At 61.6% G+C, this 21,104-nt stretch carries 15 protein-coding genes; 3 read left to right on the top strand and 12 right to left on the bottom strand.

What is annotated here, in order from left to right:
• Positions 1 to 55 precede the first annotated feature (55 nt).
• From PspS35_RS29365 to tssA, 12 genes are all read right to left on the bottom strand, one after another.
• Positions 56 to 718, bottom strand: a complete 663-nt coding sequence (locus PspS35_RS29365) for a hypothetical protein (protein WP_159937859.1) — start codon at positions 716 to 718, stop codon at positions 56 to 58.
• A 13-nt stretch (positions 719 to 731) separates the two neighbouring features.
• A complete protein-coding gene (locus PspS35_RS29360; protein ID WP_238785960.1) occupies positions 732 to 5,096 on the bottom strand; it encodes an RHS repeat-associated core domain-containing protein in 4,365 nt (1,454 codons plus the stop codon).
• Positions 5,097 to 5,108: 12 nt separating this feature from the next.
• Positions 5,109 to 5,543: a DcrB-related protein gene (locus PspS35_RS29355; RefSeq protein ID WP_159937858.1), complete on the bottom strand. Its 435-nt coding sequence runs from the start codon at positions 5,541 to 5,543 to the stop codon at positions 5,109 to 5,111.
• 14 nt (positions 5,544 to 5,557) lie between these two features.
• On the bottom strand, positions 5,558 to 7,501 hold the full coding sequence (locus PspS35_RS29350; protein WP_159937857.1) for a type VI secretion system tip protein VgrG: 1,944 nt from the start codon (positions 7,499 to 7,501) through the stop codon (positions 5,558 to 5,560).
• A 97-nt stretch (positions 7,502 to 7,598) separates the two neighbouring features.
• Positions 7,599 to 10,259, bottom strand: a complete 2,661-nt coding sequence (tssH, locus tag PspS35_RS29345; protein WP_159937856.1) for a type VI secretion system ATPase TssH — start codon at positions 10,257 to 10,259, stop codon at positions 7,599 to 7,601.
• Positions 10,252 to 11,295, bottom strand: a complete 1,044-nt coding sequence (gene tssG / locus PspS35_RS29340) for a type VI secretion system baseplate subunit TssG (protein ID WP_159937855.1) — start codon at positions 11,293 to 11,295, stop codon at positions 10,252 to 10,254. Before tssG ends, tssH begins: the two co-directional genes overlap by 8 nt.
• A complete protein-coding gene (gene tssF, locus PspS35_RS29335; protein ID WP_159937854.1) occupies positions 11,259 to 13,118 on the bottom strand; it encodes a type VI secretion system baseplate subunit TssF in 1,860 nt (619 codons plus the stop codon). Before tssF ends, tssG begins: the two co-directional genes overlap by 37 nt.
• Positions 13,115 to 13,630 (bottom strand): type VI secretion system baseplate subunit TssE, encoded by a 516-nt coding sequence (tssE, locus tag PspS35_RS29330; RefSeq protein WP_027608263.1) that lies wholly within the window; start codon positions 13,628 to 13,630, stop codon positions 13,115 to 13,117. Before tssE ends, tssF begins: the two co-directional genes overlap by 4 nt.
• Before the next feature lie 78 nt (positions 13,631 to 13,708).
• Positions 13,709 to 14,197, bottom strand: a complete 489-nt coding sequence (locus tag PspS35_RS29325) for a type VI secretion system tube protein Hcp (protein ID WP_017735732.1) — start codon at positions 14,195 to 14,197, stop codon at positions 13,709 to 13,711.
• Between the two features lie 171 nt (positions 14,198 to 14,368).
• On the bottom strand, positions 14,369 to 15,865 hold the full coding sequence (gene tssC / locus PspS35_RS29320; RefSeq protein WP_101273612.1) for a type VI secretion system contractile sheath large subunit: 1,497 nt from the start codon (positions 15,863 to 15,865) through the stop codon (positions 14,369 to 14,371).
• Positions 15,866 to 15,867: 2 nt separating this feature from the next.
• A complete protein-coding gene (gene tssB / locus PspS35_RS29315) occupies positions 15,868 to 16,374 on the bottom strand; it encodes a type VI secretion system contractile sheath small subunit (RefSeq protein ID WP_010207547.1) in 507 nt (168 codons plus the stop codon).
• 54 nt (positions 16,375 to 16,428) lie between these two features.
• Positions 16,429 to 17,448: a type VI secretion system protein TssA gene (gene tssA, locus PspS35_RS29310; RefSeq protein WP_159937853.1), complete on the bottom strand. Its 1,020-nt coding sequence runs from the start codon at positions 17,446 to 17,448 to the stop codon at positions 16,429 to 16,431.
• 393 nt (positions 17,449 to 17,841) lie between these two features.
• Here tssA and tagH point away from each other — a divergent pair, with 393 nt between their 5' ends.
• The 3 genes from tagH to tssK are packed head-to-tail and all read left to right on the top strand — an operon-like array spanning position 17,842 to position 21,098.
• Entirely contained in the window at positions 17,842 to 19,179 is a 1,338-nt protein-coding gene (tagH, locus tag PspS35_RS29305) for a type VI secretion system-associated FHA domain protein TagH (RefSeq protein ID WP_159937852.1), read from the top strand.
• A gap of 56 nt (positions 19,180 to 19,235) precedes the next feature.
• Complete coding sequence (gene tssJ / locus PspS35_RS29300) at positions 19,236 to 19,745, top strand: type VI secretion system lipoprotein TssJ (protein WP_159937851.1); 510 nt, start codon at positions 19,236 to 19,238, stop codon at positions 19,743 to 19,745.
• Between the two features lie 18 nt (positions 19,746 to 19,763).
• The gene (tssK, locus tag PspS35_RS29295) at positions 19,764 to 21,098 is read left to right on the top strand and encodes a type VI secretion system baseplate subunit TssK (RefSeq protein ID WP_159937850.1); all 1,335 of its coding nucleotides are present in this window, start codon (positions 19,764 to 19,766) and stop codon (positions 21,096 to 21,098) included.
• Positions 21,099 to 21,104: the final 6 nt, after the last annotated feature.

The raw sequence follows: 21,104 nt of genomic DNA, 5'->3' as shown, positions 1-21,104 counted from the left end.
TTAATAAGTTGTTAGATAAGCCTGTTCATTTCCTCGTTATTCATATCCGGTGTGCTCAGGTGAATTGAACTAGGAAATAGCCGCCCAGATTGCCTTCCTTCAACTTTTTCGCTCGGTTATCGGCAAACACATAGCCGATACCTCCACCGAATATTCCTTCGTGACTAGGGCTGATTTTTGCAATGTCGGCGTCGGTTAGTTGAGCCAAGAAATAGTAGCGAGGGCTTTCATACAAAGGGTCTTGCAACCATGCGGGGCGCCCAAGCACCTTGCTGATAGCCGCGCCACTGTCCACGTCTTCCAATTCGTCCTCCATTTGTTCGGGAGTGAACGGTTGCTGGGCAATGTACGTTCGCGGAATTGGAGCAATCAACGTAGCGGGTGTTAGTTCGGAAGCCGCCAGTACATGAAGCAGAACTTGGCTATAGCCAAGTTGAAGTTTTTTCATCTCGCTTTGTTGATGGACCGTCAACTTTCGTACAGACGATCGTGTATACGTTTCGTCAGTTCGCTCAACGGAGACGAACACCGTAAGCGCCATCCCGGAGGGTATGAATGGAACGTCCAAGAACGTTGAGTTCATCGTAATCACCGGCAGCATAAGCTGACCGGTTTGCGGGTCTTTAGGCCACAGCTCAAGGTCTGTAAGCCACGCACCTCCACCTATTTGTCCAAGGTTATGGTCTTGCTCTGAGAAAATAATTTGATTGATACCCATAGCCGGTGATCCTTTAGAAACAACCTTTTCGTTTGGCGAATGACGCGGCAGAGCGCCTCGCCGTCCTGGCTTGTTGTTGCGTGATGATGCCGGTTTTGACCAGTGAGTTGTGTATGGCTTGGGACATGAGGCGAATCTCCAGCTTTCCGCGCTTAAGCATCTGATTGGGTCCCATCCCACGAGCGCGCCGCAAACGATTCTCCTCGGCATGCACCATGTCGTGATGCTCGGGAGATAGGGCAATCGACGGGTTGCCTTTGTAACGCCGACCTTTGGCGATACCTTTCTCTTCCAGAAATTTATTGCGGACAATCTCGTGTGCTTCCAGTCCATCATTCTTGTGGGCCTTTGCACCGTAACCTGCTACTTCGCCTTCTTTGAGCAGGCCAAGCGGATCAATCCACCCTGAGGTATTGGGCGCGTATTGGTAAAGGTTATAGCCTCCCGCCAACCCAATCGGATCCGGCGTCGTAAACCGCCCCACATCCGGATCATAAAACCGAAACGTGTTGTAGTGCAGCCCGATCTCCCGATCCAGATACTGCCCCTGGAACCGCACATTCTGCTCTTCGATAAAGTACGCTTCGCGCACCTCTTCGGCCGTATTCCCCCACACCTGATAGCGCGCCTGCCACACGGTCTTTCCATCAGTTTCGGTCAGTTGCTCAGGCAATCCATTCAGGTCGTTGTGGTAGTAGCGCACACGTTGATGCTCGCCCGTGCCGTCCACTCGAGCCAGCGGTACATAGCCGTCTTCTTCATAAATATAGAGGCTGGTCTGGCTATGTCGGTGCTCCTGCAGCAGGCGCAACCCCTCCCACTCAAAGCGGGTCTCGCCCAACGGGTAGCCGTTGCTGTCATGTTCGGTTTTAGCGATGCGCCGGCCGAGCGGGTCGTAGGTCATGTTCACGACCGTTTCGCGACCGTCTTTCTGGCTGCGGACTTCGATCAGGCGATGCTCGGCGTCGTAGGCAAACAGTTGTACGCCGCGTAGCGCACTGCGCTTTTCGATCATTCGGCCAAAACCGTCGTAGCGGTAGCGTTTGTCCTGATAGGTCAGCAGCTTGTTATGCACCACCAGGCCAGCGCTGGCCTGTGGGCCGTCCAGCAGGTTGGCGGCGGCATCGTAGGCGAAGGTTTCGCGCTGACCTTGCAGGTTGTCCTGGCTGGCAATGATGCGACCGGTGGCGTCGTAGTGCAGCAACTGACGATTGTCCCGTCCAGCGTCGCGGTCCCGCTCCAGGCGCCCGATCAGGTTGTCAGCCGGGTCATAGTCGAAGTGTTTTTGCTGGGCGGCCGGCAGTTGTGTGGGCTGGCCATTGGGGCGGCGTATCCGTGAGCGCAGGCGGCCGCTGCGGTCGTATTCGCTGCGTGTGGTGATCTGGCCTTGGGTACGCAGGACTTCACGGTGCAGGCGGTCGCGTTCGAAGTCGCAGATGACGCGGCCGTCGAGGTTGATCTGGTGCAGGTGGCCGCTGCCGTAGTAAAGGCGGTTGAGCCAGCGGCCGTCGGGCAACTGCGTCTGGATCAGGTTGCCGAGTTCATCGTAGTGATAGTTCAGGCTGCCGGCGGCGCTTTGTTCGATGAGCAACTGGCCGCGCGCGTCGTAGGCGAAGGCCAGTGCCTGGGTGGTTTCGTCATTGCCGATGAAGGTGACAGCGGTGAGTTGGTCCAACGGGTCGTAGGCGTATTCGGTGCGACCATCATCGGTTTGTTTCAACAGCAAGCGGCCCACTGCATCTCGTTCGAGGCGATGCACACTTGAAGGCTCAGGTGTCTGCCCGGTGGGCACGTACTCAACGGCGGCTACGTTATCCAGAAGGTCATAGGCATAACGTCGGGCGCTGCCGTCGAGGTCTTGTTGCTCCACGAGGCGGTCGCACGGGTCCCAGGTAAAGCGGTAACTCTCACCATTTTCATTGGTCAGGGTTTGGAGGTGCCCGTAGGCGTCGTAGCGGAACTCAATCTGCCGGCCGTGTGCATCTATTCGTTGGCGCACTTGCCCGCGGCGCCCGTATTGGTAGCGGGTGGTTTGACCCGCTGCATCGGTATAACCGATCAACAGACCGCTGGTGTCGCGCAGGTACTGTTCGGTGCGACCGTCCGGCATTTCGGTCTGCAACAGCCGGCCTTGGCCGTCGTGTCGATAACGCTGCCGTTCACCCAAGGCGTCGACGACCACCTGCAAATGGCCCTGGCGGTCGTACTCGAACGCTGTGGGATACCCTGAACAATCGATATGCTGGATTAACTGCCCGGTTTCATTCCAGCGCAGGGTTTTGCTCTTCCCCGTGGCATCGATGATTTCCACCACCTGACCAAAGGCGTCGTAGCGATAACGTGTGGCATGCCCCAAGGGGTCGATTTCGCTGACGCAATTGCCCCGCTGGTCGTACTGATATTGCCACGCGTGGCCTGCCGCATCGGTCTCCACCAGCGGCAGCGACCAATGCTCCAGCCACAACGTCGACTCGATACGCCCCAACGGATCCTGAGTGCTGCACAGGTTGCCGGACTCGTCATAGCCGAACTGCCATTTGCCGCCTTGTGGGTCAGTCGCGCTGAGCAACTGACGCTCCTCATTCCATTCGAATTGCCACGTCTTTCCCAGGTTGTCGGTGTACTCAGTGATCTGGTACTGCGAGTTCCAGCGGCGTGTGCTGAGACGCTGCAAGCCATCAGTAATGCGTGTCACGCCGGCCGCCAGGTCATAGTCGAACTGGTACTCGTCGCCCTCGTCGGTCCAGTGCCGCACCACGCGCCATTCGCTGCCGTCCACACAGCCCCATTGGTAGTAACAACGCAGCCCGGCGGGCAGTTGGTGCTCGACCATGCGCTGGCCGTCGTCATAGGCGAAGCGGCGTTGCACGTTTGCGTCGGTATCGCGTACTTCGGCCAGGTCGCCGCGAGAATCGTAGCTGTAACTGACAAGGGTTCCCCGGCTGTGATCGGGGTATAGCCGCTCGATGTGCTCCACTCGCGCCGGCCATTGCTGGCTGTAAACAAGTTCGACACGCACATGGTCGAACGTATCTCGTAAGTGGCTCAGCCGACCCTGAATGTCATAGTCGAGGAAGATTCGGTTGTCGTTGCGATCCCCCAATTGGCTAAGGCGCAGGCGTGAGGCGGTGCCTGGCGTTGGTTCGAATAGCCGATAGAGCCCATCAACGCTTTCAATCAGTAGTTGGCCATTGGTATTGCGCCGTACGCTCAAGCCTTCTCCTGCGCTGAATACGGCACCGCCCAGCGGGATGACGCCCATGTCGATCTGTCGCGCTTGCTCATCGGTATAGACCAGCCGTTCCCCACCTTCGGGGTGTACGCCAATCTCGACGCAGACCTCGTAGATCACGCTCCAGCTGGCACCGAACAGACCGTCGCGACGCTCGTCCCGGCTGCTGTAGTAGCGCTGCCACTCGATAGGGAGCAGGCCGGGCAGGGCGAAGTCCAGATCGTCTTCCCCATCAAGAATTTTCGCGCCGGTGGAGCTGTGTACCGGGTTGGGCGAGCCTGCTACTGCAGAGGTAATGGCATTGGTCACTTGGCTGGTGCCCCACGACACCAGTCCACCAACGACCATGCACGGCAGCTTGCTGAAAAACTTGGAGCCGCCGCCACGCAGCATCAACAGTGCGGTTACCGCCAGCCCGACACCGGGTGTCTTGCCACTGCGGATCTCGCGTACCACCACGGGGCTTCCGCCAATACGCACGTTGCTCGAGATCATCCCCGACTCGACAATCGACGCGTCGCACGTGCTGCGGTCGCCGCTGCGGGCGGCCGGCTGACCGTTGATCGTGACCTTGCTGGAGCCTTCGGCAATGAACTGCGGCGGCATTGGCGGATGCTTGGTGCAGATCACGATATCCAGTGGTTTGGGTACTGCACCGGGAGCAGGAACCGCCACTGTGGGTCGCCACATCTGCGAGAAGAAACCCTTGGCCATGTCAAGGTAGCTGGCTTCTTCGGGGCTACCGCCTTCGGCGGGTTGCGAACTGACTGGGCCGATAGCACCTGCGGCACGTGCAGAGGGTATGCCGTTGGTGAACGTGTTGTGGGAGCCGGTGGCGATGGTTGCCATCACCACCGGCGGAAATAACGCGTTGCCTATCCAGTCACAGACTTTTGTCAGCCCCTTGTCTGCCCCCGTCTTGCTCATGCCAATGCCGACGATGATGCCCACTACGGCGCCCAGCACAAAGCAGCCTAGCCCACCGGTTACGACCGTAATACCGGTGGCGGCCACAATTGCAGCAGTGGCAACCGCTGTAATAGCAACGTTGGCCGCAATTTCCAGCACGCCGCCCAGGATGTCGGCCATCGCCGAGGTGTGCAGCAGGCCGTCGCCGAGACGTGCCGCCCAGAGAGCGTCAGACATGGATTAGGGACTTCAAGGCTTGGGGTTCAGCTGCAAGGTGCTTTTGATAGTTGCCCAATGGGCGTTTTCAGCATCGCCCAAGGGTTGGGCTTTGACGTAACTCAGGGCAAGCATCTGCCGAGTGCCAGGTATTACAAGCGCCAATTGGTATTGATGGATGTGTTCGGTGCCCTTGCTGAACTGGTTATGCACTTCGATGGCGTCTATATCCTGCGCCGCGCCTACACGAAGTGCCTTGGCCGGTTGGTAGCGCAGGTCCTGTACCTGTTTCTCCAGCTTCGCCAGTTGCTCTTCGAAGTTGCTTTGCAGCGTCTCACCATCACCTAAAAGGCTACGGCTGACGATCAACGACGTACCCAGAGCGGCGAATTTCAGGATATTGATGGAAGCATCTTGAACGTCATCGCTGGGCAGCGTGAATTGCAGTTCATTGAGTTGATAGGTCATGAAACGGAATCTCGTTATTGGCCGGAAGGCGGCTTGGGAAACATGGAATTGACGGCCGCGTCGATTTCACCCTTGACCCCTTGGCCCATGGGTGTGGTACCGCCTTTTCCCCCAATGTTCAAATGCAGATTGCCGCCGGTGTTGATCTCGGAGCTGCCCTCGGAATACACATTGATCTGCACACCCGTGAGATTGATCTGGCCGCTGGCGTTGAGCTCCAGCACACTTTTGCCGCAAACCAGGCGCAAGTTTTCGCCCACTTCAATTAGATAGCTCTTGCTGATGGCGTCGGTTTTGCTGAACCCCACCATAAGCATGTCGTCATGCTTGACCGCACGCACGCGGTCGTTGCCAATCGTCACTACCTCGTCATGCCCAATGCTCTTGTTGCGGTCATGCCCCACCGAATGGCTCTCATCGACCTCCACCACAATGTCCTGATTGCGCTCGGCATGGATATACAACTGCTCCAACCCCTTCTTGTCCTCCATGCGGATTTCATTGAAGTTGGCCGGTGTGCCGCCCTTGCTCGAACGACTCTTCATGCCGCTCTGGGTCGCGTTTTCCGGCAGGTCGTAAGGCACGGTCTGCTCGGCGTTGTACACCCGCCCGGTGATGATCGGCCGGTCGGGGTCGCCTTCCAGAAAGCTCACAATCACTTCCTGACCGATCCGGGGGATCTGCATCGAGCCCCAGTTCTTGCCGGCCCAGGATTGCGACACGCGAATCCAGCACGAGCTGTTTTCGTTGGATTGGTCGTGACGGTCCCAGTAAAAGTGCACCTTCACGCGACCGAACTGGTCGGTCCAGATTTCCTCGCCTTTGGGGCCGACCACCAGCGCGGTCTGCGGGCCTTTGACGATGGGGCGATGGGTGTTGGCCAGCGGGCGAAAGCTTTGTTGGGCGTCGATGCAGGTCAGGCTGCTTTCGAACTGCGCAGAGCCTGAGCCACCGCCGCTTTCCAGGCTTTCCTGGACGATGAGGTAGCGACAGCCGACGATCAGGTATTCGCGGTTCTGGTCCTGGCGGCTGAAGCCGGTGAGGCTGAACAGGTGGCCCGAGCCGAGGCCGCGGGCATTGCCGTTGAACTCGATCTGCTCATGCAGGGTTTGCAGGGCTTCGATGCGGGTGCGCGCGTAGTGTTCGCCGTCGGCGCTTTGCACATAAGTGCCGGGGTAGTCGTACAGCGGGTAGTCGCCGGCAGTGTGCGGGCGCGGCATCGCCGAGCGCACGTCGATGCTGGCGCTGGGGCGCTGGAAGTCGTAGTCGTTGAGCTCCAGCGAGCCCGGCTGCACTTCCTGCGCCAGGTGCCAGTTGTGCATGTGGTCGCGTTCGCGCTGTTGTTCGTCCTTGGGGTAATACGGGATCGACGCATAGCCCGGCACCGTGGTGTGGGCGCCATAGGCGTCGGCCAGTACCAGCACGTGGCGGTCCTGTTCATGGCGGAAAAAGTAGTAGATGCCTTCCTGTTCCATCAGGCGGCTGACGAACTCGAAGCTGGTCTCGCGGTACTGCACGCAGTATTCCCACTCGCGGTACGGCCGGCTCAGGGCGTCTTCGAAGTCGGAAAACCCCAGGTCGCGAAACACCTGCTTGATGATCTGCGGGATGCTCAGGTTCTGGAAAATCCGGCAGTCCGAGGTGCGGGTCAGCAGCCAGAACCACGGGCGCAGCGTCACTTGGTAACTGGCGAACTGGCCCTGGTCGATGTTCTGGCTGCAACGCGCGACGATGCCGTGGAAGTGCCGCTCGCCACCGTCCGCCAGTTGCACGCCGACGCTCATCGGCTTGCCCAGCAACTGGTTGAGGTCGATGTTGGCGTCCAGGGACGTCAGTTGCAGCTCATAGTTGAACAGCCGCCCCAGCTCTTCGCCGCCGCCCATTTCATTGAGCAGCAGCACATCCGGCCCGAGGGGGCTGGTGATCTTGGCCAGGCGTGAGGCTTGGTTGAATAGCATCGGGCGTCTCGAAAATGACTAAATAACTGAAGAAACTGAGTTCAAATGTGGGAGGGGGCTTGCCCCCCCCCACATTTGCATTGCATTTCAACAGTCGTTATTCGGCGTCGCTGAAGTCGTAGTGCAATTCATTATCCCGACTACTGATCCGCACCCCCGCCAACGCCTTGCCTTCGAGCATGCGCGTGAGGAACTCGCGGCTCATGTCCGGCAGCAAACTGTTGGTGAGGATGGTGTCGATCATGCGCCCGCCGCTTTCGGTTTCGGTGCAGCGCGAAACGATCAAGTCCACCACCGCGTCGTCGTAGTCGAAGGCGACTTTGTGGGTGCTCTCCACACGCTTCTTGATGCGGCCCAGTTGCAGGCGGGTGATCGCCTTGAGCATCGTGTCGCTCAGCGGGTAGTACGGAATCGTCACCAGACGGCCGAGCAGCGCCGGCGGGAAAATCTCCAGCAGCGGCTGGCGCAGGGCCTTGGCGATTTCTTCCGGCTCGGGGATGTTCGCCGGGTCTTTGCAGACCTGGGAAATCAGCTCGGTGCCGGCGTTGGTGGTCAGCAGGATCAGGGTGTTCTTGAAGTCGATGACTCGGCCTTCGCCGTCTTCCATCACGCCCTTGTCGAACACCTGGAAGAAGATCTCGTGCACGTCCGGGTGGGCTTTTTCCACCTCGTCCAGCAGCACCACGCTGTAGGGTTTGCGCCGTACCGCTTCGGTCAATACGCCGCCTTCGCCGTAGCCGATATAGCCCGGTGGCGCGCCCTTGAGTGTGGACACCGTGTGAGCTTCCTGGAACTCGCTCATGTTGATGGTGATCACGTTCTGCTCACCGCCGTACATGGCTTCGGCCAGGGCCAGCGCGGTTTCGGTCTTGCCCACGCCGGAGGTGCCGGCGAGCATGAACACGCCAATCGGCTTGCTCGGGTTGTCGAGGCCGGCGCGGGAGGTCTGGATGCGCTTGGCGATCATCTGCAAGGCGTGGTCCTGGCCGATGATGCGTTTTTTCAGGTGCTGGTCGAGGTTGAGTACGGTTTCCAGCTCGTTGCGCGCCATGCGGCCCACTGGAATGCCGGTCCAGTCAGCGACCACCGAAGCCACGGCCTGGTAATCCACGGTCGGCAGGATCAACGGGGTTTCGCCTTGCAGCGCGGTCAGGCGCTGTTGCAGATCGACCAGCAACGCGCGCAATTCATCGTTGCCACTGTCCACCACGCCGGCTTTCTCGCGCAGGGTTGCGCGGGTGGCGAGCAACTCGTCCACCAGGGTTTTCTCTTCGGCCCAACGGCTTTCCAAGGTCGCCAGGCGCTCACGCTCGGTACTCAGCAAGGCTTCGCTGTTGCTCTGGCGCGCACCGATGTCGATGCCGATGGCATGCTCGCGGGCGATGATTTGCAGCTCGGTTTCCAGGGCTTCGATGCGGCGGCGGCTGTCGTCCACTTCGGCCGGCACGGCGTGCAGGCTGATAGCGACGCGGGCGCAGGCGGTGTCCAGCAGGCTCACGGATTTATCCGGCAACTGGCGTGCCGGAATGTAGCGGTGAGACAGCTTCACCGACGCTTCCAGCGCTTCATCGAGGATCTGCACCTGGTGGTGTTTTTCCATGGTCGAGGCCACGCCGCGCATCATCAGCAGGGCTTTGTCTTCTGATGGCTCGGCGACTTGCACCACTTGGAAACGACGGGTCAGGGCCGGATCTTTCTCGATGTGTTTCTTGTACTCGGCCCAGGTGGTGGCGGCCACGGTACGCAAGGTGCCTCGGGCGAGGGCAGGTTTGAGCAGGTTGGCCGCATCACCGGTCCCGGCGGCGCCACCGGCACCCACCAGCGTGTGGGCTTCGTCGATAAACAGGATGATCGGTTTGGGCGAGGCTTGCACGTCTTCGATGACCTGGCGCAGGCGCTGTTCAAACTCGCCTTTCATGCTGGCGCCGGCTTGCAGCAGGCCCACGTCGAGACTGCGCAGTTCCACGTCTTTCAGTGCCGGCGGTACGTCACCGGCGACGATGCGCAGGGCGAAGCCTTCGACCACGGCAGTCTTGCCCACCCCGGCTTCACCGGTGAGGATCGGGTTGTTCTGGCGTCGACGCATGAGGATGTCGACCAACTGGCGAATCTCTTCATCGCGGCCGACGATCGGGTCGAGCTTGCCGCTGCGCGCCTGTTCGGTCAGGTCCACGGTGAAACGCTTGAGGGCTTCTTGCTTGCCCATCGCGCTCGGCGCCATAGCGCCGCTGGCTTCGCCTGGAACACCGGCGTTGAAACCGTCGCTGGCGCTCAGGGCATTTTCCGGTGAGTCGCCGACGTACTCGTCAAAACGCTCGCTCAGGGCTTCGGCCTTGATCTTGTCGAACTCCGACGACAAACCCAGCAATGCATGGCGCAGGCTCGGGGTCTTGAGGATGCCCAGCACCAGGTAGCCGGTACGCACTTGGCTTTCGCCGAACATCAGGCTGCCGTAGACCCAGCCGCGTTCTACGGCTTCCTCAACATGGGACGACAGGTCGGTGATCGACGTCGAGCCGCGTGGCAGGCGGTCCAGGGCTTCGGTCAGGTCACGGGCCAGGCGTGCCGGCTCCACGTTGAACTGGCGGATGATGCGGTGCAGGTCCGAGTCCTGCAGTTGCAGCAACTGGTGAAACCAGTGGGCCAGTTCCACATAGGGGTTACCGCGCAATTTACAGAACACCGTGGCGGCTTCGATGGCCTTGTAGGCCACGTTGTTGAGTTTGCCGAACAACGCGGCGCGACTGATTTCACCCATGCTCTGGATTCCTTGAGGTGGTGGCGTGATCGGCGTAATGCCGGGCCAGGATTAGGTCGTTGGCATCAACCGCAGGGCGGCCGAGCCAGGTGTTGAAGCCCAGGCGGAACTGGCCGTTGAGTTGCAGCGCCGGGACTTCGGGTTGTTGCAAAACCAGGTTCAGATCCCAGTCCAATTCATGGCCCAGGTACTCGGCGACCCAGGCCACCAGCTCGTTGAACGGCTGATGACCGGGCAGCATGCCCATGTAGTCATCCAGCGTGAGCGGGCCCAGGCGGATACGGAATTTATGCTGGCGGTCCCACACATGGCTGCCCAGGCAGAAGTCCACGCCCAACCGGTTGGCGCTGACCCCCACGCGGCTGCGCTCGGGCAGTTCCAGCCATTGGCCGACGTATTCCTCAATCTCCACCGGCAGGCCGAAATATTCGCTGAGGATTGCCTTCAAGCCGTCTGGATAACGGGTCTGCGCCGACAAGTGGCCGCTGTAATGCAGCTTCGCGGTGTCGGGAATCAGCCCTTGGTTGAGCAGGCTCGGCATGCCGCGGCCGCTCAAGGCGGCGAGGCGTGCGGACCAGTAATCATCGTCCGGGCGGTCATGGCTGACCGTCGGCCGGGCTTCGGCCCAGGCGCGGTAAAACAGGCTGAGCAGACGGTGATGGAACACATCCAGGAACTGCTTGCTGGTGCTGTCGGCATTGTTGCGCTGGCGCTCGCGCACGTACTCGGTGATGTGCAGCGGCAATGGGCCGTTGGGGCCGCCCAGACCGAAAAAGAACTGCTCCAGCCGCGCCGGCTTGCCGTCGCCGCCGGGGTCGACCGAGGCCAACGTGGCCGGGGCGAAGGTGCAATCGGCCTGTTGCCCCAGACGCAGCGGGTCATCTGCCAGACGCAAGGAATGGCCCAGGCGCGGCAGCTCGGGCGATTCGCACTCGATACGCCGCAATGCCTGGAAGAAGTCATATTCCCAGGGCTCCTGATGCATCGCATCCAGGGTACTCACAGGGTCGGGCGCCGCCCGGGCTTGGCTTTCCATCGCATGATCTCGCCGCGTTCGGTGGTACGGATCACCGTTTCGGTAAAGCTGTTGATCGACACATAGCGTGCCAGGAAGCGCTCCAGTACCGCACCGAGCAGGAACACGCCGGTGCCGCGAAACGCGTTTTCATCGAATTCCAATGTGATCTCAAGGCCACGGCCAAACACAATCGGGCCGGGCATCGGCAGGCGTCGGGTCACGGCTTTGCTGCTGACCTCGCGCAGGCCTTCGATCTGCAATTGCAGCGCCGCATCGTTGCTGTCGCCGTACAGGCGCAGCAGTTCGCGCAACGCACCGGCGCCCTGGCCTTGCTCGCTCAAAGACAGGTAGTTGAGCGACAACTGGCTGATCAGGCGCCAGGCCTTGGCGTCATGGGCATGGCTGGCGCGCGGGCGGCTTGGGCCGGCGACGCAGCGCACGGCCAGCACTGGGGCGCTGTCGGCCAGGGTGAAGTCGGTCTTGCCATTGCCCACGCTCATGAACAGCGGCAAATCGCGGTTGGTGCACAGCGCCGTCACGCCCAGTTGGCGCAAGTCGTGGCCGTAGGGCGCCTGGCGGCTGTCCACCAGGCTGACGAAGGTTTCGCTGCCCACATAGGTGGAACGCGGGCCGTTGCGACGTTGGTCGCTGGACAATACGCGGGGCTCGCGACGCACCGTGTAGTAGGCCTGATCACGGCCATAACGGGACGGGTCACGCACCGCGTAGAACGGCAAGAACGGCTGCTCTGGCCCGGTGCCGTGGCCGGTGATGCCGCTGAGCGAGTGAATCTCGAAATCCATCGGCCGTGTGCGGTCGGCGATCACATGGTGCTCGTTGACCCGGTCGGACAAGTGGATACGGTCCACGCGCTTGGGGAACAGGTTGATCGCCGGCGTGCAGAACGGCAGGAACTGCGCCGCGCCGACACTGCCTTCCAGGCTCGGTTCGTGGCGGTCGAACAGTACGATCAGCTCCAGTTCCTGGCCGTCGCAGCGTTTGACCGCACGGCTCAGCTCGGCGAATTCGACGAACAGGAAGCGATGGGGCAGGGCGAAGTATTCCTGCAACAGCCGATAGCCCTGGAACGCCCGCGCTACCACCGGCATGGCCGCGTCGGCGTCGTCAAAACCGCGGGAGCGCAGTGCGTCCTGGGGCAAGCGCTCGACCCAATCGCCACCGGGCTTGCGTGCGAACACCGCGCAGGCGTTGCCCAGCAGTTGCTCGTAAAGGCGGAACGGTTGCTCATCGGCGCCGCTGAGGTACAGCGGCAGGCTGTCCAGATCGAGGCTGTTGAACGGCAATTCGGCGCCGGTGCGCAGGGTCAGGCGCAAGCCGGCCTTGGCCTTGGGCTCGCTGGCGGCCAGGCGGCCGAGCACGGCGGCAGGGTTGCCGAAGTATTCGGCGTTGCTCACCTGCAACGGCCACAACGTCACCGGGTGCGCGGTGCGGTACTCGCAGCAGGTCTGGGTTTCGCGGCCCAGGGCTGCGCGCAGTACGGTGTCGCGGGGCAGCGGGAAACCGCTGGCCAGGGAGCCTTCGTCGGGGTCCGTCTGCAATTGCACCACGGTCATCGACGGCGTGGGCGCCAGGTAATGCGGGTAGGCGATTTCCAGCAGGTTGTGGGTGAAGGTCGGGTACTCGGCGTCGAGTTTGAGCTGCACGCGGGCCGTGAGGTAGGCAAAGCCTTCGAGCAAGCGTTCGACGTAAGGGTCGGCGCAGTCCATGCCGGACAACGTCAGCCGACTGGCGATCTTCGGGTATTCCTTGGCGAACTCGGCGGCGCTTTCGCGCACGTGGTGCAGTTCCTGGTTGTACAGCTCCAGCAGGCGCGGGTTCATGGGCGTCTCCGCTGGTCGGCGTTCACCACGCGCACATGCCCGGACTCAAGGTCCAGGTCGGTTTGCAGCAACAGGCGCAACGGCACCGGCTGCGCCCACAGGTCACCTTCGATCTCGAAACTCAGGGCGTTGTGGTTCATCTCGCCGTGGCCGACCCGGGCTTTGACGCGCAGGGTGTGGCGCAAAATGCGTGGTTCAAAGGTGGCGATGGCCTGGTAGATCAGGGCTTCCAGGGCCTTGATGTCGACACTGGAAACACTGTTGCCCGCCAGCGCCGGCAGGCCGTAATTGACCACCGAGGTGCCGGCCTGTGTGTGCAGCGTGGCATCGGCATCGAGCAACGACGTGGTGTTGAGCAACCACGCCAGGTCGCGCAGCACCGAGGCTTTCAATTGGGTCAGGGACAGCACGCGTTTGTCGGCGCTTTCCTTGGGATTGGTTGGATCGTCGTCGGTCAGCCGGTCCAGCAAGGACGGCTGCAGACGGTCGCGGGAAGCGATTTCAGTTACCACCAAAGCAGCTCCACGGACGGGTTGCGAGAGGGACAAAATGCCTGGGGCCGCGGCGGGGTGCCGCGGCCGCCGAAGCTATCAGCGCTTGGTGTTGGAACGGATGTTCCAGCCAAACTTGATTGCGCCGCCGTCTTTGGTGCCGTCGGCTTTTTGCGGCTGGTAGTCGACCATCACTTGGGCGAAGTTCAGGGTGACGTTCTCGGTCAGGCGGTCATCGGAGCCCGAACCGCCGGTGCTCAGGGACGTGACCAGCACTTCTTCCAGGTTGATCACCATGTACTCGACCTGGCTTTCACCACCGGCCTTGCGCACGGTCAGCTTGACCTTGTCGATGTGCTTGCCGCTGGCGCAGTGCATCATCAGGTTCGGCGAGGCCTTGTCGACGTACTTGGTCAGCGACAGGTCCTGGATATTCACCTTGCCCGCACCGCCGCCGCCGCCAACATGCATGTTGCCGGACTGGGCCATGCCCCAGCTCCAGTTCAGCACGTCGATTTCGTCCTTGTGGGCCTTGTCCATGGACTCGCCCTTGATGTCGCCGATCTTGATGAAAATATCAACAGCCATGTTTTCTCCCTGTGTGGCGCGTGCCACTGAATTTGAGTGACTCCAAATGGGCAGTGCTTTTGTGTGGGAGGGGGCTTGCCCCCGATGCAGGCACCGCGGTGTGTCAGTCACACCCCAGTGATGCTATCGGGGGCAAGCCCCCTCCCACAGCAGAGCCCGCTCATCCGTGGGTTAGGCGCTTTTCGCCGAAGGCAGCTTCGATACCAGGCGCAGCGACACGGTCAGCCCTTCAAGCTGATAGTGCGGGCGCAGGTAGAACTTGGAGTTGTAGTACCCCGGGTTGCCTTCGACGTCTTCCACGATCACTTCGGCGGCAGCCAATGGGTGCTGGGCCTTGGTGGTTTCGGTGGAGTGCGCCGGGTCGCCGTCGACGTAGTTGAGGATCCAGTCCTGCAACCAGCGCTGCATCTCGTCCTTCTCTTTGAAGGAACCGATCTTGTCGCGCACGATGCACTTTAAGTAGTGCGCGAAACGGCAGGTGGCGAACAGGTACGGCAGGCGCGCAGCCAGGTTGGCGTTGGCGGTGGCGTCCGGGTCGTCGTATTCGGCCGGTTTCTGCAACGACTGGGCGCCGATGAACGCGGCGAAGTCGGTGTTCTTCTTGTGCAGCAGCGGCATGAAACCGTTCTTCGCCAGCTCCGCTTCACGGCGGTCGCTGATGGCGATTTCGGTCGGGCACTTCATGTCCACGCCACCGTCATCGGTAGGGAACGTGTGGGCTGGCAGATTTTCCACTTCACCGCCGGACTCCACGCCACGGATGCGCGAGCACCAGCCGTAGTGTTTGAACGAACGGTTGATGTTCACCGCCATCGCGTACGCGGCGTTGGCCCAGGTGTACTTGGAGCTGTCGGCGCCGTCGGTGTTTTCTTCGAAGGCGAAGGCTTCCACCGGGTCGGTCTTGGCGCCGTACGGCAGGCGCGCCAGGAAGCGCGGCATGGTCAGGCCGATGTAGCGCGAGTCTTCCGATTCACGCAGCGAGCGCCAGCCGGCGTATTCCGGGGTGGTGAAGATCTTGGTCAGGTCGCGCGGGTTCGACAGTTCTTGCCACGAGCCCATGCCCATCACGGTCGGCGAGGCCGCAGCGATGAACGGGGCGTGCATGGCGGCGCAGACTTTCGACAGCTCGCCCAGCAGCTCGACGTCCGGAGGCGACTGGTCGAAGTAGTAGTCGCCGACCAGGCAACCATAAGGTTCGCCGCCGAACTGGCCGTATTCTTCTTCGTACATCTTCTTGAAGATCGGGCTCTGGTCCCACGCGGTGCCCTTGAATTTCTTCAGGGTCTTGTGCAGGTCCGGCTTGGAGATGTTGAGCACGCGAATCTTCAGTTGCTCATCGCTCTCGGTGTTGTTGACCAGGTAGTGCAGGCCACGCCAGGCGCTTTCCAGTTGTTGGAAATCCTGGTGATGGATGATCTGGTTGACCTGGGCGGTGAGCTTGGCGTCGATGGCGGCGATGATCGATTCAATCGACTTGATCGCGTCATTGGACACCAGGTCAGTCTGGGCCAGGGCTTGTTCAGCCAAGGTGCGCACGGCGGTTTCCACGGCTTCGCGGGCACGCTCGGTCTTGGGCTTGAACTCTTGCAGCAGCAGGTTGGCGAACTCGCTGGCTTCTTCGGTGGCACCCAGGATCTGGCTGCCTTCGCGGGCGGTATTGTCGGTCATGATTACTGGTCCCCTGCAGGCTTGGGCGCGCTGGCAAGTGCCTGAAGCAGTGCCGGGTCCTTGATCGCCTTCATGATGATTTCTTCAGCGCCGGTCTTGCCGTCCATGTAGGTCAGCAGGTTGGCCAGCTGGGTGCGGGCTTCGAGCAGTTGGTTCAGCGAGTCGACCTTGCGGGCCACGGCGGCCGGGCTGAAGTCGTCCATGCTTTCGAACGTGATGTCCAGGCTCAGGTTGCCTTCGCCGGTCAGCTCGTTCGGTACGTGGAACGCTACGCGCGGCTGCATGGCCTTGAGGCGCGAGTCGAAGTTGTCGACGTCCACTTCAAGGAACTTGCGATCAGCCACTGGCGCCAGAGGCTCGGCAGGTTTGCCGGCGAGGTCGGCCATCACACCCATCACGAAGGGCAGCTGGACCTTTTTCTCGGCGCCGTAGAGCTCGACGTCGTACTCGATCTGCACCCGAGGCGCGCGGTTGCGCGCGATGAATTTCTGAGAACTTTGCTTCGCCACGTTGCTGCTCCTGGTCGCTTGAGCGACGGTGTTGTTACTGCAAGGCCTGGCGACTTACTCGCCGTCCGGGCCACGCAGGTTTTCAAATTGGGACATGCCATCGGGAATCAGGTTGCGCACGATCGCCGCGAAGTCGGCATGCACCAGGTTCTTCGCCCGGTTCAACAGCACCGGCAGTGGGCTCGAAGGCTCGTGCCGGGTGTAATACGCAAGGATCTTGTCGAGGCTGCGCAGCACGTCGTCGCGGTTGGCGATGTCGCCGACCGGGCGCGCTAAGGCGGGGGCAGCGGCATACTCGACCGAGGGGGCACTGTCGTCACTGACGGCCTCGGGTTCGCTGCTGCCTTGGGTGTCTGGAACCGCTTGGTTGAGCACTTGCAACGCCTGCTTGAGCGGCTGCTTCAAGAGGCTCAGGTCCACGCCCTGGGCGGAACCGACCTGGTCGCTGACCTGCTGCTCGATGGCTTCGCAGGCTGCGCGCGCGGCGCTCAAGGCGTCGCGGGTGGCTTGCAGTTGCTCGGGGTCGCTGTCGAGGAATGCAGCGTTCAACTGCTGCGCGCCGAGTTGCTCATCGGGGAAACTCATCAAGCCGCTGGCGTTCAGCGCGGCGCGCAGGCTCACGGGGCCGAAGGTGCGCGAGCGCGTGAGGATGCTCTCGCGCAGCAGGCGGATCGTCGCGTCGCTGGTCAGGCCAGACAGTGCGTTGATGCGCACGGTGGGGTCGTTATCGTCGTCGGCATCCAGGCGCGGGTGCAGCTCGGCCCAGTACTCGCGCAGCAGTGCGTTGATCAGCGTGAGCGCGTCGGCCAGCCCGGCCACGCCTTGGAGGGCGAGGGCGCTTTGCAGCAGAAAGTGGGTGATGCGCAGGTCTTTGCTGCGCTGCAGCAAGTCGAGGCTTTGTTGCTGGATGCTGCGCCAGTCCGGCGGTTCAGCGGGCAGGATGGAATCACCCATGCTGCGCTCGGGCTGGCCCTTGGCATCACGCTCCAGTTGGAGAAATTGCGCGTCATATTCCATGTCTTCGCCACAGGGCGAAGTCGCGCAAACGGCGGCGAGCAGCAACGGCACATCCACTGAAATTGATCTCCCTATCAGCCCGTTAGATGGCGGGCAATTCATGCATTAGTTGCGTAATGAACTTTGCATGTTTTCTTGGTCATATAAGCGTGACGCCACTAATGTGCCATCACTGGTGTTCAAGAAGTTGTGCATTTTTGGTGTAGTAGTTAGGGCTTGTCAAGGTAAGCTATTCGCCCTCTGTGACAGATGTGCGGTGCTTAACAACCTGCGCGACTGGTGGGTCGAACGACGCACCAGGACAGGATTTTTGTCATAGAGCCCAGTTAAGATCAGCGATCATGCTGGCATCAGCAGGTTGTAGACGGTCGGATGCACGACCTGATGGGGGCTCTCGGGAATCACTGTCCCGTGAATCGCCCGCGCGCGAAGTATCAGCAAGGAGGCAAGATGTCGCTGTGTTTGACTATCACTAGTTATCACAAGATCACCCCAGGGCAATGCGCCGAAAAGTCCATGAACCAGGGCTCGATGGCGATCGGCCGCAGTTCGGATAATGACTGGGTATTGCCTGATCCTGAGCGGCTGGTGTCTTCGAAACACTGCGTTATTCAATACAAAGATGGCCGTTATTATCTAACCGATAACAGTACAAACGGTGTGGAGTTGGTCAGCGCCGGTATTCGCATGCGCCGGGGTAATAGCGAGCTGTTGCAAGATGGCGAGCTGATCCGCATCGGCGATTACGAGATTCAGGCGCGTATCGACTTCAACGTGCAGGCCGTCGACAGCCAGTCGTTTACCGGTGATTCGCCGAACAGTTTTGAGGCCTTGATGGGGGCCGTGGTGAGCGCGCCGGTGGCGAGCCCGGTGATCGCGCCGCAGTTCCAGGGGGCTTCGTCGATGGACACTCTGCCGGACCTGTTCGACTTTCTCAGCCCTACCGCCGTGCCGCCGCCCACCGTGCCAGACCATGTGCCCTCCCAGCAGCACGACTTCCGCCCGCCGACGCCGGTGGCCGTGCCCGCGGTCGAAGCGCCCGTGGTGTCGGGCTCGCTGATTCCTGAGGACTGGGACCTGTTCGGCGACACGCCGGCGCCCGTGTTCAGCGCCGCGCCGCCATCGCCGCCGCCACCTGCTCCCGTTATCCAGCCGCCACCTGTGGTCGAGCCCGTGCTCCCCGTGGCCGACACGCAACCGCAGCCTGACCTGTTGCAGGCTTTCCTGCGGGGCGCCGGCCTTGACCAACTGCGCCTGGACAACGCGCAGGCCCAAGCCCAGATGGAAAACATCGGCCGCAGCTACCGGCTGATGGTCGAAGGCCTGATCGACGTGCTGCGCGCCCGTGCCAGCCTCAAGGGCGAGTTCCGCATGCAGCAGACGATGATCCAGCCCGCTGAAAACAATCCGTTGAAATTCGCCCCGAATGCCGACGAGGCGCTCCTGCTTTTGCTTCGCCATGGCAACCAAGCGTTTATGGCGCCGGACGTTGCCGTGCGGGACAGTTTCGACGACCTGCGCGCCCACCAACTGGCGGTGATGGCCGGGGTGGAAGCGGCCATCAAACACCTGCTCACGCGCTTCGAGCCGGCGCAGTTGGAAGAGCGCATGGGCAAGCCCGGCGGGCTATCGAGCATTTTCAACGGCTCGCGCCAGGCCCAGTACTGGCAGCAGTTCACCGAGCTCTACGGCAATATTTCCCGCGAGGCCCAGGAAGACTTCCAGGACCTGTTCGGCCGCGAATTCAGCCGAGCCTACGAAGAACACAGCGCACGACAGCGTCGCTAACGCCACGCCGCAACAATGGATCAACGGATAGCTAAGTACGTCATTGAGGACGCAGGATGATTCCCAGGTTTTTACTCGCAGTCGCCTCCGCGCTGCTGCTGACGGCGTGTGCCAACGACGCGGTCAAACCCGAAGCGGCGGCCGAGGAGCCAGTGGACACCGCCGCCGTCGAGTTGCACTTCCACGCGATCTCCGGGCTCAACCCCGGTGCCAGCGGCCAGGCCGCCCCGGTGCGGGTGCGCATTTTCGAATTGAAAAACGCCGCCACCTTCGCCCGCTCCGATTACTTCGCCCTGGCGGACCGTGCGCAATCCACCCTCGGCCTGGACTTGCTGGACCAGGATGAAGTGATGGTGCAGCCCGGCCAGCAACTGAGCATTCAGCGCGACCTCGACCCGTCCACGCGCCAGATCGGCCTGTTGGTCGGCTATCGCGAGTTGGATCGCGCGCAATGGCGCACGGTGATCAACGTACCCGCGCGCCAATACACCGAATACCAGATCAGCCTCGATGTGCGCGCCGTGCGCGCCGACGTCGTGGTTACCCCATCCAGCCCTGCCCAATAAGAAGCAATCGGAGCCCCCATGTCCTGGAACAATCGCGTGGTCTGGTCGGAAGGCATGTTCATTGGAACGCAGCACTTCCAGCAGCATGACCGTTACCTGGAAAACCTGATCGACGCCCGCAGCCGCCCGTTGTCTGCCGGCGCCTGGGGGTTTTCCGAGTTGCTGATCGACCAGGGCTTGCTGGCCCAGGGCAAGCTGGCCATCGTCTCGGCACGCGGCCTGCTGCCCGACGGTACGCCGTTCAACATTCCCCAGGACGACCTGGCGCCGAGCCCGCTGAACATCGACGACAACCTGCGTGACGGCCTGGTGTACCTGGCCTTGCCGCTCAAGCGCGCCGGTGCGCGAGACACGGTGGACGAAGGCGAAGCCCTGGAAGCTGCGCGCTACGTAAGCCAGGTGCGCGAAGTGCGCGACGACAACGCCCCGTTCGAAAACCGTGCGCCAGTGGCCGTGGGTTCCCGTGCGTTGCGCCTATTGACCGCCCAGGACGGCATCAGCGACTACGCCGCCATCGGCCTGGTGCGCATCAAGGAAAAACGCGCCGACCGCGCCCTGGTGCTCGACGACAGCTACATCCCGCCGGTATTGGACGTGGCCGCGAGCAAACCGCTGAGCGCATTTCGCAGTGAGCTGCTGGGCCTGTTGCACCAGCGCGGCGAAGCCCTGGCTGGCCGCGTGGTTGCCTCGGGCGCCGGTGGTGCCTCGGAGATTGCCGACTTCATGCTGCTGCAACTGGTCAACCGCGCCCAGCCGCTGATCCAGCATTTCAGCCAATTGAGCCCGCTGCACCCAGAGCGTTTCTTCAGCGAACTGGTGAGCCTGGCCGGCGAGTTCTCGACCTTTTCCACCGCGGGCCGTCGCCCCCAGGAATACCCGCAGTACCAGCACGACGACCTGGCCCTGAGCTACGCCCCGGTGATGGCGGCGCTGCGTGAGGCGTTGTCGATGCTGATCGACAGCAAGGCCACGCCGATCCCGATTGTGGAAAAAGCCTACGGCATCCACGTGGCGATGCTGGCGGACAAAACCCTGCTCGACAACGCCAGTTTCATCCTGGTGGTGCGCGCCGATGTGCCCGGCGAAACCCTGCGCGGCCGCTTCGGCCAGCAGAGCAAGGTGGGCGCGGTGGAGCACATCCGCGACATGGTCAACCTGCAACTGCCGGGCATTGGCCTGGTCCCGTTGCCGGTGGCGCCGCGCCAACTGCCGTACCACGCGGGCAGCACCTATTACGAGTTGGATCGGGGCAGCGAGCACTGGCAACAACTGAGCAACTCCGGTGGTTTTGCCTTCCATATCGCCGGGCAGTTCCCGGGCTTGAACCTGGCCTTCTGGGCGATCCGAGGATAATCCGCG

This window comes from Pseudomonas sp. S35 (assembly GCF_009866765.1).
GTDB lineage: Bacteria > Pseudomonadota > Gammaproteobacteria > Pseudomonadales > Pseudomonadaceae > Aquipseudomonas.
The sequence above is the reverse complement of the archived record's forward strand: the minus strand, read 5'-3'. Positions and strand labels throughout refer to the sequence as shown.

Bases quoted from the DNA above. Each gene is read 5' to 3' on its own strand.
- PspS35_RS29325 (WP_017735732.1), bottom strand. From the start codon at position 14,197: ATGGCTGTTGATATTTTCATCAAGATCGGCGACATCAAGGGCGAGTCC.
- tssC (WP_101273612.1), bottom strand. From the start codon at position 15,865: ATGACCGACAATACCGCCCGCGAAGGCAGCCAGATCCTGGGTGCCACC.
- PspS35_RS29350 (WP_159937857.1), bottom strand. From the start codon at position 7,501: ATGCTATTCAACCAAGCCTCACGCCTGGCCAAGATCACCAGCCCCCTC.
- tssJ (WP_159937851.1), top strand. From the start codon at position 19,236: ATGATTCCCAGGTTTTTACTCGCAGTCGCCTCCGCGCTGCTGCTGACG.
- PspS35_RS29355 (WP_159937858.1), bottom strand. From the start codon at position 5,543: ATGACCTATCAACTCAATGAACTGCAATTCACGCTGCCCAGCGATGAC.
- tssG (WP_159937855.1), bottom strand. From the start codon at position 11,295: ATGGAAAGCCAAGCCCGGGCGGCGCCCGACCCTGTGAGTACCCTGGAT.
- tssF (WP_159937854.1), bottom strand. From the start codon at position 13,118: ATGAACCCGCGCCTGCTGGAGCTGTACAACCAGGAACTGCACCACGTG.
- PspS35_RS29365 (WP_159937859.1), bottom strand. From the start codon at position 718: ATGGGTATCAATCAAATTATTTTCTCAGAGCAAGACCATAACCTTGGA.
- tagH (WP_159937852.1), top strand. From the start codon at position 17,842: ATGTCGCTGTGTTTGACTATCACTAGTTATCACAAGATCACCCCAGGG.
- tssK (WP_159937850.1), top strand. From the start codon at position 19,764: ATGTCCTGGAACAATCGCGTGGTCTGGTCGGAAGGCATGTTCATTGGA.
- tssH (WP_159937856.1), bottom strand. From the start codon at position 10,259: ATGGGTGAAATCAGTCGCGCCGCGTTGTTCGGCAAACTCAACAACGTG.
- PspS35_RS29360 (WP_238785960.1), bottom strand. From the start codon at position 5,096: ATGTCTGACGCTCTCTGGGCGGCACGTCTCGGCGACGGCCTGCTGCAC.